Here is a 16,592-nt window from a genome sequence, read left to right as displayed (position 1 = left end):
TGCCCATAAAGTTACGTTATGTTGCTATCCTGCATATTCAAATACGCCATGAGCCGTGACTAGAAAGTTGCCGTCCAGCTCCAAGTCACGCCCATAGGCTTCATAGTCAATATAGTTTTGAAGACTGGCAGGCACTTCGCCCAAGGCTCCCGTTTCTTCAATAAAGTATCTTGCCACGTCTGCCATATCATCACAATTGGGATAGCAGATAATGTCGTCTGCGTGTTCTGCCATTTCTTCAAAGCTGCTAAAAAAGGCTTGCTGAATCTCTTTCATTTCGGATTCAATCGGTGTACCCGAAAGTTCTTCCGCCAAAGCACACAGGCGGTTAATGTCCTCAATGGTTGTATACTCGTTAATATCAAACGGCAGCTCATAATCATGAATAGCGTATTCCTCATATTCACTGTTCAGCCCGATTTTTTCTTTTACATCTTCGGGGTCAATGGGAGGGGTGAACCATGCACCGACCAATTCACCCTCATTGTATTTACCGAGGTTCGAGATATAAACCTGCATTTCCATGTGAAATTCTCACGTCCTTTCTGCTTGAAAATGATTGGGTTGTTTTACATTATGCTCCGATAATCTTATTGAACAGTTCCAGCAAAATATCTTTTACGCCGGCAGCATTGAATACCAACCCAACCGCAATTAAGGCAATCACCAAAAATCCAATCAGTTTGGAAAATTCACGCTTAAAGCCTAAGTACAATCCAATGACTACGATTGCCAGCAAGACCATCGATTGTGCATTGGTTAAAAACCAGTTGTATAAGTTCTGTCCGAAATTCATAAAATTGCTCCTTTCTTTTTGCCCGAATTACAGGGCAATATCTGTTTCCTTGACAATCAATTCTTCTACAGAAGCGGCTTGCTGTTTTAAAATGGTTCTGTGCCGTTCCGTTAATTTTGCATGGGTGATAATGTCCTTTACCACCTGCGTATGATTGATTTCATCTATTTTCATGGCTACCTTTAACGTGGGGGCTACCTGATGGGAAAGCCAGTTTAAGGTACGCTGAAAGGAATATGGCTCCGGCTTCGTGGTCAGCTTCATACTTTCCCGATTCTCCCCGATAAACCATGCCCATTCTTCGTTGAGCTGCCAGTCGGAACGAGGCTTTGTATTATCCCTGTCCACGAACCGGACATATCGGTTGATAATCTTGAAAGCGGTGCGTTCTGGATTGTCATAAAAAAGCAGGTCACATAAAGCATGATAGGCACGCTCATTTTTCAGCCGGATTTCAAAGCGGTTTTTAATTTCTGCTTCTTCTATGGGAATATCGTTTTTCTTGTACTGCTCATAATCCTTTTCATAAATGCAAAAGTACACTTCACTTTGCAAAGAGCCGATATAAAGCGTATTTCCCATACATTCCTTTTCCTCACGCCGTACCAGTTCGCCGCTGCGGTAACTTTTAAAGCTACGAAAGACCGAGATACATTCTTCTTTTCGGCACTTTTCCGTAAGGTTTGGAATATTTAAAATGCCTGCCTTGTCATTGATGGCAAGGTCAAGCCGCTTCATCACACCACCCTCAACCAGACAATCCATAAAAAATTCATACCAGCTTCGTTCCTGTGCCAGCAGATAGCTTTCAAACTGGCGGCAGCCACGCCCTTTTAGCTCCAAGAGAACCCCCTTTTCCTGTTCGGGGGATACCAGTACGAAAATATCTCCCAGCGAATAATGCTCTGCATAGGAATAAAAACCATAATCCTGATGGAGCAGATAGGACAGCTTTAACTTCAAAACGTCCTGAACAATGTGTTTTACGTCCAGCGTTGGAAAGCGAATCCGCACATAGTCAAAGAGCAGTTCCAGCGGAGAATCAGGATTGAAACGTTCCAGTGCTTCCAGAATGGACATTTGCAATTCCTCTGATGGAACTATCTTTCCAGTTTCCATATCGCTTAAATACTGGCGTGTGATTCCGGCAGCTACCGCAAGTCTTCTTTGGGAAACGCCATAAGCGGAACGTTTTTCCCGTAGTTCCTGTATCCATGTATTAATATTCAGTAAAATCCCTCCCATCAAAAAACGTATGTCAACTTTTCATACCAAGCCGACATACGCCATTTTTATAGAAAACCCTTATGCCACAAAGGATTTTCGCCTTTTTTTATTCTGTTTTCTGTTGATTTGTACCCCCCTGTTAGATACGGGGGGTTCTGTGCTGGCGTGGCTTACGCCACACCAGCCAGCTAGTCAGTCTGCACCTGCGGCTTTCGCTTCGCACGCCGCCTGTGCCGCCTGCCTGCTGTCTATCAGAACTTTTATTTCTTTTAAAAAGTCATGTCCTTTTGGTACAAGAGGTGTGTAAAACTCCGATATGACGCTAGTTCCTGTATCTACATAGCCACGTCCCTTTATCTGCTTTAAGAAAAAGTCCTTGTCGGTTTCCCCAAACATCATACCGTAACCCATTTCTGACATACGTCCCAAAGCGACACGGAAATTAAACTGGTCACGGATTCCGTCCCCTAAATATTTTGCGTCTGGACGCTGGCAGGCAAGAATGAGAAAAAAGCCTGCCTGCCGTCCCAGCATGACAATCTGTTTCAGTTTATTCAAAACAGCAGTGTTTTCTTTGGTTCCCAGCATTTCCATAAACGCAACATATTCATCAAAGATAAGAAAATGAGCTGGAAGTCCTAAGTAGGCATAGTTTTCACCTGTCTTGTAGCCCTCCATCTGCTTCATATCTTCGCTGCGCTTCATCATTTCTTCATAGAACGAATCAATGCAGGCAAGCATATCCTCTTTTTTATAGTAGACATTTGGCATAACGGTTTGTAAATCGGCAAGGTCAGCGTTCTTCGGGTCTAAGATAAAAAGTACGGCATTGGTGCGGAGCAGGGCTTCCACCAGTGTCAGGATAAAGTATGTTTTGCCGCCGCCCGTTCCCCCAGCAATGAGCATATGGGGGAGCTTGTCATACTCCCACCACACATTTTTCATCAATCGGAGCCTGCCGCCCTGTGCCTGTACGTCTTCTATGAAAATCCGGTTTGCAATGGTATCATAGAGCAGGGTATATTCCACATAGGAATCCTTTAATTCTTTGTCGGTCAGCTCACAGTACAAGCCACTTTCCAGCTTCTTTTCCAAATGCAAAAGCTGGTCTTGATATTTCCCCAACGTAATTTCTACCCGAATGTGAATCAGCCCGTTTTGAAGCTGATAGTACAGTTTTGGGAAATAGGTAATTTTCTCTTTAGTACGGCTGGAAGATAGGTCTTTAAAGAATCCGTCAGATTGTACCTGCTCTGCTTCATACCACTTGTTTTCCAGAATCATTTTCGCCAGTTTTTGACGGTGATAGAGCTGTTTCACATCATCACGACGATAATGATAAAACAGCACAGCCAATGCCAGACATATGATGCCTGCCACGCCCATGCTGATAAGTAGATAAGGGAAACTGATGTTGCTTATCTGCAAAAGAGAGCTGTTCTTCCAGTCCATCTGCATGATTGCCTTGCCATGAAACAGCAGAACAATCAGCAGAAAGACCGGAAGGAGGGCGGCAAGGGTAACATGGAAAACTAACTCCTTGTCCGTGGAGCGAATCCGCTTTCCACGGAAGAAAGACTGTTTCATGTCTGAATCACTCCTTTTCTTTGCTTTGAAAGCTCCTGCTTAATAGGAACTTTTACTTTCCGGCAGACATATCCTTTTTCGGCGGCTGCGGATTTCCGGCAGAAGCAGCACCCTTTTTCAAGATAATATCCTCTGCTTTGATATACCAGTCCACAGTTGCCCCTTGAAAGGTAGCTGTCGCCACCGTATCCGCTACCGGATTGACAAGCTCCACTTCTGCATTATAATCAAACTCTTTCAACGGCACAGTTGCAGGAATACTGACCTGAATCATGCAGCCCTGACCTTTTGATTTCAAATCATAGGTTCGCTCCTTAATTTCGTCTGATACGGTTCCGTCCTCATTCTGAATATGAACCTCACGACGGAGAGCAGAAAACTTTAACATACCAAAGGTTGCGTCCTTATCAATTACAATTCCGTTTGCTAATCTCATAGAATAATTCCTCTCTTTCCTTATGCTTTTACCAAATCGTCAGCGTGCAAAATATAATTCGTGAAACCACGAGTACCAATTTTATAGCCCTCTGCCGTAATACGTGGGTTAAGCAACTTTACTTTTTCTTCAAAGTCAAAATGCTTTTCACCTGCTTCTGCCGGAAGAATCACAAGAATATCGTCTGCCCTCTGAATGTCCGAGTATAGGTTAAAGCTGCGTGACAGCAGGGTCATTTTTCCGTTGATTCTTCGCTGTTCCACTTTGTTTTCTCCGGCAAATTCCAGACTGCCAAATGTCTTTTCTACGTTTGGGATAACAAATTTCAGTTCCATATGTTTTTACCTTTCCTTTCTAAAAATGAATGTTTTCATGTGACACATAACCTCATTCTGCTTTGCGGATAATACCCGTCTAAATGAAATTTATCAAGGGCAGGCTTTGTGCTTCGCACCCTTGACAAATCCCATTCAGACAGGTAAGAGCGCAATTAAGCAGAATAAGGAGTATTCCTGCCAGTTTTCATCTGACTGGCGTTCAAAAATAATTATGGGCGGCGAACGCTCCTGCTGTTTTGGCTGTGATATGGTATCACTTCCTTTCTGGTTTTTGGCAAGAAAAAAGACGCTCATTTCTGAACGCCTTGAACAAGAGAAAAGGAGTACCATTTTACAGTACCCCTTAAATCTTAATCTTTATTTCGTTGTATCCCCACACTCTATATCAACCACCACAGAAACATTGATATAATTTTTAATCACTTTATTTCTGATTTTATCCCCCTCACCAGTAAAGACGATATGCTTGAAAAAGTGCCTAAAACTAAGGATTTCTACGTATCTGCTCGTTGTATCAACACGATAGTCTCTACATGTGTTAAGAGGAAGTCATAGCTGTCAAAAATTAGTCACTTGAACATTATTGTCTTTGAGGGAACATATCCACTGAGGGCTTGCGTATGTGGAAACATATCAATGAATCAATCTAAGAAATATAGTTTATTGTATAAAAGTGTTTTGATATGTCGTGATTCTATTTATTACCCTTTGCTCTATTATGAGTTTTACAAAGCATCTGACAATTGCCTACATCCGTTGAACCACCTTTGCTCCAAGCTGTGACATGGTCTGCATCCATTTCGCTCTGCTTGTATATTCTACTTTTATTGTTATTACTGCCAATAGCACATAATGGGCAGTTAGAAACTCCTTGCTCTTTTGCATTACTTGTTTGTGATTGATATACACTTGTTTTTGTAGGTTCAGCAAATATACGAATATTCAATAATCGTGAATCTAGACAGCCACCCAAAATATATTCATATATCCCCTTCTTATCTTTTACGTAAAAGTCTTCCAACAGGTCATTTAATTTTTCGGAAACTTGATTAGGGTCATATGGGTTTCTATATTATTTGCATCCTTTTCTTGCAGATACAATCAACATCATGGGACGGCGCATTTCATCCTCCATTCCCGGAATATCCATCATGTTTTCTGGTGGCTGTGGCTCCACAATCTGATTTATTATAAAACCATTTGAAAGCAGTGTGTTTAGATATGTGGTCAGTGTTCTATGATATTTCGTAACCTTTTCTCTCAAAAATACAGCTGTTCGTTTTCCCTCATAATAATAATTGTCCACCGGGAAATGCAGTATTTCTCCTTTTTCGTTATAATGCCAGTCTTGTGTTCCATAGGAAGTAAAAACAGGATGTTCAACCGTAAAAATAAGTATTCCATTTGGTTTTAACATTATATACAAGTTATTAATCAAATCCTCATAGCCTTCTATATAATGAAACGCAAGTGAACTTAATATTACATCAAAACTCTCCTCTGGAAAATCGATATCCTCTATGGCACAGCATTCATATTCAACTTCTGGAAAATGAGTTTTTTCTTTTGCTACTTCAAGCATTTTATGAGAAATATCAACACCTACAACAGAAGAAGCACCGTGTTCCATCGCATAAATACAGTGCCATCCATAGCCGCATCCTAAATCAAGCACACGCTTATCTTTAAAATCCGGTAGCAGCTTTTTCAATGTTTCCCATTCTCCTGCACCAGCTAGTCCCTGCTGTGAGCGACTCATTTGACTGTATTTTTGAAAAAATATATTATCATCATATTTGTTTTCTTTCATTTAAATTCTCCTCGTTTAAAAAGTTATTTATCTCCGTTGCAATTTCTTTCACTTCTTTATAAAGTTTCTCGGTCATATCGTAGCATTCAAAAAGAGAAAGACCGAGTACTTCAAAAATATGATTAACTCTTTCGGCATATTTTTCAGGTTTATATTCAAAAGTTTCAAGCAGTTTTATAGCTTTCTTTTCGTTAATGCAATAAGCATTATTACATGCAAATAGTACTTGATTTAAGCATGAAATAATACGAAAAACATGGCCTGCAATATAATATTTATCCTCTACCCCCGCATTTGCTTTTACAAACATTAAAGAGAATTCAGCTTCAAATATAAAAAAGTTCATCAAGCTTTTCTTTAGAGCAGTAGGGTAAATTTCTGCCTGCTTTTTTAATTCGCATAAGCTTTCGTTCTTAGCATATAGTATTTTACTAATCGCTAATTCTCCACGATACATAGCACTTATATAACCATGGGGATGCCCGGTCTGATAATTGGCAGTAACAATTCCTTGCTCCGTATCTTTGATTATTTGTTCTACCCGTTTTATATCACGTAAAATCAAGTCAACATGATACCCATTTATAAATAACCATCCGCCGCCATTAATCCAATCACCCCACGCTCCGGGAGGCACAACAAGGTTGTTTCTATTTTTATCATCCAATTCTGTAGCAATTTGATTAATCGCTGTCAGGTCAAATGAGTCTGAATTGTAATAGATTCCGATATCTATATCAGAATTTTCTGTATGGGTGCCTCTTGCACGTGAGCCCCCTAATACGATGCCTTCTATAAAAGGCAAAGATGATAATTTCTCTGTTACTATTTGAATAACATTACCTACCATATAAACATCCTCCTTTATTCGTTAGATATTTTTATTTCTTCTCCATCTGGTAAAATAAATGCCTGCACAAACTTGACACCTAGCACATCAGCAATGGCCTTCAACTCATCCAAGGTTACTGTTTCTCGTTGTAATTTTTTATTGAAATTCTGTGGAGTCTGGCCAATACGTCTAGCAAGTTCGGAAACACTTATATTCATTTGCTCACACAGTTCTTTAATCATTTCTGCCGTAGTCATACAGCACCTCCAAGTTTACGCTAAGAATATTATAAACCATTTGGTTGATAAACACAATAGTTATTAAAATATTATTATAATCAGCAAGCAAAAGAAAACCCACAACTCTACTGTAGAGTCATGGGCTATTTATTTCTGGTTTTCATATTTCCATTTCGATGCCTGATTTAAAGGATATGACGAAGTGGTCTTCATAGACTGTAACGTTCTGGATTATCTTCCTTACAAGCTTATCGTCATATTCTAGAGTGCGGAATTTGTTCTTGCGGATAAACTCAATCAGTTCATCGATTCGCTCGTTCTCGCTATTGAGGGAGGCATCTTCTACTAAAAGGGTCTGTCGCTTGTCTCTCAGCTCATCAATCTCATCTGCTAGATGTTCATAGTCTTGCCCCTTATTAGCCAGCTTGATGAGTTCTTTTTGTTTTTCCTCTAGTGAGTTGTTAATCTCTGAAATTTGGTATTCTGTGGTTTCGCCAATCACAGCATGAATATTCTCTTCCAGTGTCTTTATCATATTGTTCCCACCTGCAAGTAGCTTATTAATCGCAGTCATTACTGCACCATAAAGTTCATCTTCTTTTACGGTTCGGTTCTTACATACCTCAGGACCCTGCTCAATTCTAGTCACGCATCGCCAGACAAATTCTTTTCTTCCGTGGATATTCCAATAGACCCGTCTATAAATATCGCCACAATCTCCACAGAAGGTGATGGCACTTAATGCGTACTTACTACTATAAATTCGTTTGTTCTTGCCTTCTCCTGTGTAGATATTGCTTCTTCGATGAATTTCTTCTTGCACCTGCAAAAATAACTCTTTAGGAATAATCGCCTCATGGCTATTTTCAACATAATACTGGGGAAGATGACCTTCATTCTTAACTCGTTTCTTGGTTAGAAAATCTACTGTGACAGTCTTTTGCAGAAGGGCATCTCCGATGTATTTTTCGTTTTGAAGTAGCTTCTTAACTGATTCTGGTCGCCATCTTGGTTTTCCAGCTGCTGTTAAAATACCATCTTTTTCAAGACCTCGACCAATACCCACTAGACTCTGACCTTCAAGGTATTCTCGGTAGATGCGTTTGATAATCTCAGCTTCTTCGGGAACAATGATTAAATTTCCATCTTCATCTTTGGTGTAGCCCATAAATCGCTTATGATTGACCTGCACCTTTCCTTGTTGGTATCGGTACTGTAGCCCAAGCTTAACGTTTTGAGAAAGGCTCTGGCTTTCCTGTTGTGCCAAAGATGCCATAATGGTTAGTAAAACCTCACCTTTGGCATCCATGGTATTGATGTTCTCTTTTTCAAAATAGACGGATATGTTCTTATCCTTGAGCTGTCTAATGTATTGAAGGCAGTCTAAGGTGTTACGTGCAAATCGGCTGATGGATTTTGTAATAACCATGTCGATGTTGCCGTCCATACACTCTACAATCATACGATTAAATTCGTCACGCTTTTTGGTGTTCGTACCGGAGATACCATCATCTGCAAAAATACCGGCAAACTCCCACTCATTATTCTTTTTTATAAACTCTGTATAGTGTGCGACCTGAACCTCATAGCTAGAATTCTGTTCTTCTGTTTCTGTAGAAACACGGCAATAGGCAGCAACACGAAGTTTCTTTATCTTTTCTTTTGCAGCTGTACTTCCTACTCTTTTACGAGCAGGAATAACCATTATATTTTTCTCTGTCACTTTATTCCTCGCTTTCTATCAGACTGTATAAGTATTCTGCTCGTTCAAAAGGATCCACTGGCATCTTATTATCTGCCTTTTTCATTTTGAATCGTTCTTTGGGAGGGGGAGAGGTGAAAGCGGCAAGCTCTACCACTCGTCCTAAATCCTTTGCACGCTTATCTCTAACTTCTTCAGCTTTATCAAATATCTCTTTATCAATAATTGCTGGATACGTATCATTTCCAAGGTAGTTGACGTTTTTCAAAATGCGACCCATCACAGAATGTGTCTTATCAATACCTGCCTGTTCGCCAGCCACTGTAAGGGATAGTCCTGATATGTATTTCTCAAAGAATACCTTTACTTGACCTGCTGCCTTTTCATCGACAGTAACCACTCCATCTTGAATTTTGTATCCATATGGAATATATGCCATTTATCTCACCACCTTTTCTTTCAGGGAAAGACCGCATTTCAAATTGAATGTCAGCTCATCCCTGGAATTTACAATGATGTTCTCTACAAATTCTTCAAATAGTTCTTCCGTGTAGTCACCATTAAAATTATCTGCTGACACGTAATCAATGAGGTCCTTTATATCGTTTGCTCGTAAAACCCCACTCGTAGAGTTCGTTACCAGGTTTGTTTTTTCAGTTGTAAGATTTTTTATCTCACTATCCAAGACATTACGTTCCTGATTAAAAAGAGCTGGCTCCAGGAAACCTTTGGCCATCAGTGTAATAAGGGTGTTGCGTTCTTCCATGAGTTGCTCCATTCGCTTATCAATAGCATCCATTCTTTCACGGTCGCTTTCTTCATCGATTTGGCTAATTGATTTGAAAAGTGGCTCTAGGATTAGCTTGTTACTGAAAGCAAGCTTATTCATCATGGTGGTAAAGGTGGCTTTGATTTCCCCATCTCGCAAGAACAACATGGAGCAACTCTCTTTGTCTTCGATATGACCGATGCAACTCCAAGCAATGTAACTCCTACCAGCTGAGTAGTTTGTCTTTCTCCTAAAATTGCGACCACACTCTCCACAGACAATCTTGCCACTTAAAGCATATCGATTAAGATAAACGTTCTTTTTCACGCCCTTACACTTCATCTTGGCTCTTTCATCAATGAGATCTTGTGCCTTAGCAAAGTCTTCTCTACTTATAATAGGTTCATGATTATCCTTGTAGTAGTATTGGTCTTTTTCCCCTGTGTTTGGATGGCGGTTGTAGTTACTATCGGTGTAAGTCTTTTGCAGTAGGACATCACCCATATATTTTTCGTTTCGAAGCATGTCTATCACCGTGCCTGCACTCCAGTGATTACCTCTACTTGCAGGGATTTTGTCTTTGTTCAAACCTCTTGCTATAGTACCTCCACCTTTCCCTGAAAGGCACTCAGTAAAAATACGTTTGATGATTTCTGCTTCTTCTGGGACGATTACCATTTCACCATCTGTATTGGTGTAGCCGTAGGGTGGAGTACCGACATAACTGCCATTTTGAAATCTCTTTTGAATGGACCATGTTGAGTTTTGTGAAATAGATGCAGACTCTTCTGCAGCAAACCCTGAAAGAATAGAAAGCATCAGTTCACTTTCCATATCACCCGTATTTAGATTCTCTTTTTCAAAATAAATATAAACACCGATATCAATCAGTTTTCTTACTAACTCTAGACAATCTACTGTATTACGAGCAAAGCGGCTGATTGATTTGGTGATAATAAAATCAATCCGACCTTGCTTACAATCTCGTATCATACGGAGCAGTTCAGTCCGTTTCTCCACCTTGGTGCCGGAGATCCCTTCGTCATAATAAAGACCAGCAAATACCCATTCTGGATTAGACTTAATATAGCGCTCATAGTGTTCACGCTGTGCTTTAAGGCTTTCAAGCTGTTCATCACTATCGGTTGATACCCTGGCATAGGCGGCAACCCTAAGTTTCGTATTAGGTAGTTGTCCCTGGGGCAGTTCATCTATTTTTGTTATCTTTTTCATCATCTCACCTCGCTTTCGCCCATTACATACATCACTCTAAAAGCTATTAATAGCAAGCTTTTTAGAACATAATCTCGGCTAAACGGGGAGAGAATTTCTGCCTGTTCAAGGCTGATATTTTGTGTAATTCATCCGCTGTGATTTTGCCTTCTTTATATAGGTTTGCGACAATGCTCTCCGCTATGTGAAAATCATATTCCTTTTGTAATTCTTCCTCTGTCATCTGCTCGGTCTTACCCTTTAACGGACAACCATCTTTTACTTCATAAATGTTCATAGAAAAACACCTCCTACCTAGTAGCCATGGCAGGAGGTGAAATCTGATGATTTCTTTAATCTTTTTGATAAAAGTCACATTCATAGCCATCGGCATCAAGGAGCAGCCCTTTTGCCCAAGGTGGCACTTGACTCATCTGTTTACATACTTCAGTAACCGCTATTTGAGTATTGGCTTCAATAATGACTTCATCATGGACATGAGCCACAATACGATAAGTACTAAGCATCTTCATTGAATACATTAAAATATCACGGGAGATGGCTTGAACAATATTCTCTACAAACTTAGGACCGTAACTTTCAAGACGCTCCCATTTCTTTGTTCCACCTACTCCTTCATAGGTAACAGACTCACCACCAAACTGATTCTCACCAATTCGAGGTTTTACATAGGCAAGCCTTCTGCCAGAGGGAAGAACGATAAAAAGCATGCCACTAAAACAATGAAACTCGATGCCATGGGTTTCTTGTGATTTGTTTTCCTTCACGCATTGTTTAGCCGCTCGATCTACATCCCACCAGAACTGTGTGATGTTGGGATTAGACATTCTCCAGGCATTCACAAGCGGTTTTAATTCTTCCTCTTCAAGCCCCATCTCTAATGCACCCATGGCTTTTAGCGCACCAACAGAACCACCATAGCCAAGTGCCAATTCAGCAATTTTACCCTTCTGTCTCAAGTGACCGTTCACACCATGCTTTTCAACGGAAACACCAAACATCTGTGAGGCAGATGCACAGTAGATATCGCCACCACTAGCAAATACATCCGTTCGCCATGTCTCACCTGCAAGCCATGAAAGCACACGAGCCTCAATGGCTGAAAAGTCAGCCACAATAAACTTATGACCTTCTTTTGGTACAAAGGCTGTACGAATTAGTTGTGAGAGTGTATCGGGTATATCTTCATAGAGCAGTTCTAGTGTTTCAACATCACCATTTCTGACAATAGTTCGCGCCTCTTTTAAATCTGGCATATGGTTCTGAGGGAGATTTTGCAATTGCACAAGCCTACCGGCAAAGCGACCGGTTCTGTTAGCTCCATAAAACTGAAACATTCCCCTGGCGCGAGAATCTGCACATACAGCATTTTCCATTGCTGTATATTTCTTTACCGAGGATTTTGCCAGTTGCTGACGAAGTGAAAGAACTTCATTTAGTTCACCATCTGTTTCCTCAAGTTTCTCAGCGACAGCCTTTTTCCCGAGTGTCTCCATCTCTAGACCGTTATCTGAAAGCCAGCCTTTCATCTGTTGTACGGAGTTTGGGTTTTCGAGATGTGTTATCTGCTGCATGGCGGTTAGTAGTTTTTCATGAGAGATGTCATCCATAGCGATGGCCTGCTTAACAAAATCCATATCAACCTTTATGCCTCGATCGTTAATTTCTTGGTCGAGATGATACTCATCCCAGATGTCCTCTGGCACTGGAAACTTGATCAATCTTTGTTGTATCTGGATTTCTGCCTCCACATCACGCTTGTTATATGCTTTGAACTTTTGCCACTTATCGATTTCATCAGTGGGTAGGTTACGGGTCCTACCACCATTTGTTTTAGTCGGAGCACATGGAAGACAAAAATATCGTATCAGGTCTTTACCCTCCGTCAGCTTTTGCTTCTCAAGTCCTAGCACTGCACCTACACCTTCTAAAGAAAGAGGAAGTCCCATATAGGCAGACCAAACCATGGAACATTTCCATGAGGAAGGATTTAGATAAGTTCCAGTGGGGTAGCCCAAATAACGTGAAAGACAGACTCGCTCAAACTGAGCATTAAATGCCCACTTCGTAATGGTTTCATCGGTTAAGGCATCTAGGATTTCTTTTGGAATCTTTTCTCCATTCATCAAATCGATGACCTTAACTTCATCACCGTCAACCGCATAACCAAACAGCATCACCTCAAAATCATCTGCTTCTACGTAACGATAAACACCACTCTTTTGTAAATTGGTAGATGAATAGGTTTCGATATCAATTTCTAAGTTCTTCATAGCTACCACCTTTCCTAAATGAAAAAAGGTGGCAGAGGGAAGACCTCCACCACCGTCAAGTTTATTGTTTCTATTAGGCAAGGAAGTCATCATCGACAAGAGTCGTAAAATCATCTACTGCAGAAGTCTTACCGCCTAGAGGTTCTCCGTCTCTAATTTTTTGAATATTACCAAGACCACAAGCTACACCTTTATTACCATTTGAGTTGAAAGCATAGAAGTTAAGAGAAACCCTGCCATAACAACCGCTGTATACCTCGCTACGATCCAGTATCGGCTTAACACTTTTATCTACAATCTGTGGCGCTGTCTTGCTATTCGCATTGATGAAGTAATGGCCTTTATAAGCCTCATCATCACGCTCTACATCACCATCACGCAGCGGTAGTTTAATGGCTGCCTTATTTGGTTTCTTACCACCAAACTTTGCGATACCTTCCTCAATGGCAGCATCAACTGCTGCATGGATAGCATTAATGGTTTCCTTGTCATCCTTTGGAATAAGTACGGATACGCTGTATTTTTCTGCACCACCATTGATGGATACTGGCTCCCAGCCGTGGAAGTAAGAAAATCTTGAGTTTACACCTGTGATAACTTTTGTTTTGTTTTGTATATTTGCCATAATATTTAATCCTCCATAATTTCGTTAAATTCGTTTTTAGCATCTGCTACGTTCATTGCCGGTCTTTTATCTGAGTTTGGAACAAGAGTCGGCTTACCCGGTGGTTTGTAAATGAGGTCACCGAGGAGTTCCTCAAATTTGGATTTACCCATCAGTTTTTGCATCTCTGTCAGTGGAATAAGGCTCTTTCTGTAAATGTCCTTATATCCACCTGCCACGGCTTTTTCTGCAATGGCTCCTTCATCTTTGTACTTGCGAACCGAGCGACCTTCCACAACTTTAAAACCATTCCACTCTTTACCGTGATTGACTGCTGCATCAGTGGCATAGGCTGTTATTTCATTCGCCCACTTGGTAAGGTCGGGAAGAAAAAGTAAGATTTCTTCTATTTCAGCATCCGTCAGCAGAGGTGGCATCTTGAATTCTTTCTCTGCAAGTTTCAGTTTTACTTCGGCTCTAGCCCGACACCTATTTGCCGCTTTACAGAAGGTACACCATGGACCAGGGATGTATTCGCCCTCACCGTTAAAGGCCTTGACCGCCCTTGGTTTTAGCTCCTCTTCCGCCCAATCTTTTAGTTCTTCCACCGGTATTGTCCAGGTGCTGACATTCTCTCGTCTTGGCTGAAAGATGGTCATAGACACTTCTTTGATGTCATACAGGTGATCATAGATTCCAAGTGCTCCGAGGGCATAGAGTTTCATCTGTGGATTGTCCACTGCATCGACTAGCACACCCAGTCCATATTTAAAATCCACGATATGAAGTCTGTCATCTGAAAGGATTACACAGTCTCCTGTTCCAAAGCCGTCTGGCACATAGCATGAAAAATCAAGATGCTGTTCAATAAGAACGATAGGATCTGTGCAAGACTTTCTTGCAAGTTCCACCTGCTCCATAACAAAGTCCACGTAAGCATCTGTACATTCCTCCATCTCATCAGAGTTATACTCAGAGATAGGTCGCTGACTTCTCATATGAAGTGCCTTTTTTAGTTTGTGTTCACACAGGTCATGAGCCGCTGTGCCTTCTTTTGCTGACTCACCACTTTGGTCTTCAAACTCCAGTTCAAGTCTTGCAGAGGGTAGGCAGTTAAGCCACCTGTGGGATGAGGATGCAGATAATATTGCATGATTACCCATTCCCAAGACCCTCCGCATCTTTCAAGATGTCAGAATAATACGCCTTATCAACAGCACTTAACTTGTCTGCACCATACTTCTGAATGAGTCCTCGCACTTCGGCAGTAAACCCAATCTGGCTCTTTTCAGCAAGTACCATACGTACTTTTTCCAGTGGGATATCCGGCTCTTTTACTGGTTCTTGTTCAGTGGCAGCTTTTGCACCTGGAGCAGGATCTCCTTCTGTCATCGCATCGCAAACTGCCTGTATGCTGTCAGCAAGACTTCGCATATCATTGACCACTTCAAGCAGTAGCTTTATTTTGCTCAAGGTCAGTTCCTCCTTTCGTCATTTCACAGATAGAGAGTTCCTCGATGCTATCTCCAGGGATCACAATCGTTACACGCTGTTTACTCCCTAAAAGAAAGCGAAGAATTCGTTCCCTTACGGACACATTACGGTAGTTAACAAGTCCGCCTGTCTGTGGTTTCTTAGAAACACTGATTCTTAGATTGTGTTTCATATCCATCACCTCTTTCCAAAGGGCGATTTATTTCTTGCCCTCTACCTAGTAGCCACGGGAGATGATAGAATCTGACGGTTTAGAAAAAAAGAATGCCTACCAAAGAGAAATACTCCTTGATAGGAAATCTTATTAGTTCTTATTTCAAGAGTTCATTGACCCTTTTTTGTACCGAAATATAGTCATAACCGGCATTTGTAAGTTTGTTTTTTCGATCTTGTCCGTTACCCCAATCGCCACGAATGACTTCCTTTGCGATGGCATCAATAGACTTTTTACTAGATAGCATTTCATTGACCTTTGATTGCACCGCCGCATAATCATAGCCTACATCCGTTAAACGTTTCTTTCGTTCTTCGCCATTACCCCATAACCCTTGAATGACTTCCTTGGCCAGCAGCTCGACCGATTTCTTTTCTGTAGGAGCAGGTGCATTTTCTTCTTTGCCAAGATGATTAAGCCCTGCACTTTTGATAATCGCTTTGTAATCTTTATAGGCATAGTTCATGTCTAAGTTTCCTGAGTAACCACTTAGTTTACCTTTGCTTGAGTACTGCCAGATACCATGACGAAGTGTCGGTTCTTTATTAGACCACTGAGCGACCCAGAAATCATAAGGTGCTAGACGATCCAGTTCTGTTAAATCTTGAAACCAAGAACTAGACGCATAGATACCGGCATAATAGCCAGCATTTTCTATGGTTTCACAAAAGCCTACTAAAGCATCGGTAATAGCTTTCTTGCCACTTGGTCGCTGGTGATAATTATCCTCTGTATCAATAAAAACGGGATAAGAGATGGTCTTGCCTTTGATAATTTCAAGGCATTTCTTCGCTTCTGCTACGCCTTTGGCATTAGTATTCGCACAGCTGTACCAGTAAACACCGATAGGAATACCTCTCTCGTGAAAGGCTTTGTAGTGTTGTTCAAAGGCATCATCCTTGTGCAAACTTACTCCTGTACCGTGGCCCGTATATCCTGCTCGAAGGATGACAAAATCAACTTCTTTTGCAAGTTGGTCATAGTTAATCTGACTTGGTTTTTGCCAAGTACTAATATCAATTCCTTTAGTTTTCATGA

20 protein-coding genes are annotated in these 16,592 nt (G+C 41.0%); all 20 read right to left on the bottom strand.

Annotation, left to right across the window (positions count from 1 at the left end):
• Positions 1–24: 24 nt before the first annotated feature.
• Positions 25–525: an antirestriction protein ArdA gene (locus CWO92_RS16315; RefSeq protein WP_101355267.1), complete on the bottom strand. Its 501-nt coding sequence runs from the start codon at positions 523–525 to the stop codon at positions 25–27.
• A gap of 49 nt (positions 526–574) precedes the next feature.
• Entirely contained in the window at positions 575–796 is a 222-nt protein-coding gene (locus tag CWO92_RS16310; protein ID WP_101355266.1) for a hypothetical protein, read from the bottom strand.
• A gap of 27 nt (positions 797–823) precedes the next feature.
• Positions 824–2,041 carry a MobT family relaxase gene (gene mobT, locus CWO92_RS16305; RefSeq protein ID WP_101355265.1) on the bottom strand — a complete coding sequence of 406 codons (1,218 nt, stop codon included), beginning with the start codon at positions 2,039–2,041 and terminating at the stop codon, positions 824–826.
• Between the two features lie 174 nt (positions 2,042–2,215).
• On the bottom strand, positions 2,216–3,610 hold the full coding sequence (locus CWO92_RS16295) for an FtsK/SpoIIIE domain-containing protein (protein ID WP_101355264.1): 1,395 nt from the start codon (positions 3,608–3,610) through the stop codon (positions 2,216–2,218).
• A gap of 52 nt (positions 3,611–3,662) precedes the next feature.
• Entirely contained in the window at positions 3,663–4,046 is a 384-nt protein-coding gene (locus CWO92_RS16290; RefSeq protein ID WP_101355263.1) for a YdcP family protein, read from the bottom strand.
• 20 nt (positions 4,047–4,066) lie between these two features.
• Positions 4,067–4,381 (bottom strand): YdcP family protein, encoded by a 315-nt coding sequence (locus CWO92_RS16285; protein ID WP_101355262.1) that lies wholly within the window; start codon positions 4,379–4,381, stop codon positions 4,067–4,069.
• Positions 4,382–5,078: 697 nt separating this feature from the next.
• A complete protein-coding gene (locus tag CWO92_RS16275; RefSeq protein WP_207767809.1) occupies positions 5,079–5,357 on the bottom strand; it encodes an HNH endonuclease in 279 nt (92 codons plus the stop codon).
• A 99-nt stretch (positions 5,358–5,456) separates the two neighbouring features.
• A complete protein-coding gene (locus CWO92_RS16270; RefSeq protein ID WP_101355259.1) occupies positions 5,457–6,194 on the bottom strand; it encodes a class I SAM-dependent methyltransferase in 738 nt (245 codons plus the stop codon).
• Entirely contained in the window at positions 6,175–7,044 is an 870-nt protein-coding gene (locus CWO92_RS16265) for a nucleotidyltransferase domain-containing protein (protein ID WP_101355258.1), read from the bottom strand. The genes CWO92_RS16270 and CWO92_RS16265 overlap by 20 nt, the downstream gene beginning before the upstream one ends.
• Positions 7,045–7,058: 14 nt before the next feature.
• Positions 7,059–7,283, bottom strand: coding sequence for a helix-turn-helix domain-containing protein (locus CWO92_RS16260; protein ID WP_000205227.1), 225 nt, complete (start codon positions 7,281–7,283; stop codon positions 7,059–7,061).
• Between the two features lie 142 nt (positions 7,284–7,425).
• A complete protein-coding gene (locus CWO92_RS16255) occupies positions 7,426–8,988 on the bottom strand; it encodes a recombinase family protein (RefSeq protein WP_437177559.1) in 1,563 nt (520 codons plus the stop codon).
• A 1-nt stretch (position 8,989) separates the two neighbouring features.
• Positions 8,990–9,406 (bottom strand): hypothetical protein, encoded by a 417-nt coding sequence (locus CWO92_RS16250; RefSeq protein WP_061106162.1) that lies wholly within the window; start codon positions 9,404–9,406, stop codon positions 8,990–8,992.
• Complete coding sequence (locus tag CWO92_RS16245; protein WP_101355257.1) at positions 9,407–10,969, bottom strand: recombinase family protein; 1,563 nt, start codon at positions 10,967–10,969, stop codon at positions 9,407–9,409.
• Between the two features lie 61 nt (positions 10,970–11,030).
• Positions 11,031–11,246 carry an SHOCT domain-containing protein gene (locus CWO92_RS16240; RefSeq protein ID WP_067632657.1) on the bottom strand — a complete coding sequence of 72 codons (216 nt, stop codon included), beginning with the start codon at positions 11,244–11,246 and terminating at the stop codon, positions 11,031–11,033.
• Positions 11,247–11,301: 55 nt separating this feature from the next.
• A complete protein-coding gene (locus CWO92_RS16235) occupies positions 11,302–13,242 on the bottom strand; it encodes a DNA polymerase (protein WP_101355291.1) in 1,941 nt (646 codons plus the stop codon).
• Between the two features lie 73 nt (positions 13,243–13,315).
• Positions 13,316–13,867, bottom strand: coding sequence for a DUF2815 family protein (locus CWO92_RS16230; RefSeq protein WP_101355256.1), 552 nt, complete (start codon positions 13,865–13,867; stop codon positions 13,316–13,318).
• Positions 13,868–13,872: 5 nt separating this feature from the next.
• Positions 13,873–15,009 carry a DUF2800 domain-containing protein gene (locus CWO92_RS16225; RefSeq protein ID WP_101355255.1) on the bottom strand — a complete coding sequence of 379 codons (1,137 nt, stop codon included), beginning with the start codon at positions 15,007–15,009 and terminating at the stop codon, positions 13,873–13,875.
• A complete protein-coding gene (locus CWO92_RS16220) occupies positions 15,002–15,319 on the bottom strand; it encodes an rRNA biogenesis protein rrp5 (protein ID WP_101355254.1) in 318 nt (105 codons plus the stop codon). Before CWO92_RS16220 ends, CWO92_RS16225 begins: the two co-directional genes overlap by 8 nt.
• Positions 15,294–15,512, bottom strand: coding sequence for a hypothetical protein (locus CWO92_RS16215; protein WP_101355253.1), 219 nt, complete (start codon positions 15,510–15,512; stop codon positions 15,294–15,296). The genes CWO92_RS16220 and CWO92_RS16215 overlap by 26 nt, the downstream gene beginning before the upstream one ends.
• A gap of 139 nt (positions 15,513–15,651) precedes the next feature.
• Complete coding sequence (locus CWO92_RS16210) at positions 15,652–16,590, bottom strand: GH25 family lysozyme (protein WP_101355252.1); 939 nt, start codon at positions 16,588–16,590, stop codon at positions 15,652–15,654.
• Between the last annotated feature and the right edge of the window lie 2 nt (positions 16,591–16,592).

The sequence above is a fragment of the Heyndrickxia camelliae genome (assembly GCF_002844575.1).
Classification (GTDB): domain Bacteria; phylum Bacillota; class Bacilli; order Bacillales; family Bacillaceae_C; genus Margalitia; species Margalitia camelliae.
This window is presented reverse-complemented; position numbering and strand designations above follow the sequence as displayed.